Genomic DNA, 301 nt, shown 5'->3' with positions numbered 1-301 from the left:
GCAGGCGCTCTAGCCAGCTGAGCTAATCCCCCATTTTTTGAAATTCAGAATTATGAATTCAGAATTACGAATAATGAAGTAATCTCGCTTCAACTCCTAAAATTTCCTTTCAATATGTGTCTATGAACGTATATTTCCAAAGAAATACATTTTTCAATCTTCGATCTCGATTTCGATTTGTGTTTCGATTTCAATTTCGACTTTGTTTGTAGTCTCAGGCAGACTCGAACTGCCGACCTCTACATTATCAGTGTAGCGCTCTAACCAGCTGAGCTATGAGACTGTCTCATAGATATTAGAT

General features: G+C 37.5%; 1 tRNA gene. It reads right to left on the bottom strand.

The window, feature by feature from the left end:
- Nucleotides 1-209: 209 nt before the first annotated feature.
- Nucleotides 210-283 (bottom strand) — tRNA-Ile (locus RT250_RS13595).
- Nucleotides 284-301: the final 18 nt, after the last annotated feature.

This window comes from Aequorivita sediminis (assembly GCF_032080575.2).
Classification (GTDB): domain Bacteria; phylum Bacteroidota; class Bacteroidia; order Flavobacteriales; family Flavobacteriaceae; genus Aequorivita; species Aequorivita sediminis.
The sequence above is the reverse complement of the archived record's forward strand: the minus strand, read 5'-3'. Positions and strand labels throughout refer to the sequence as shown.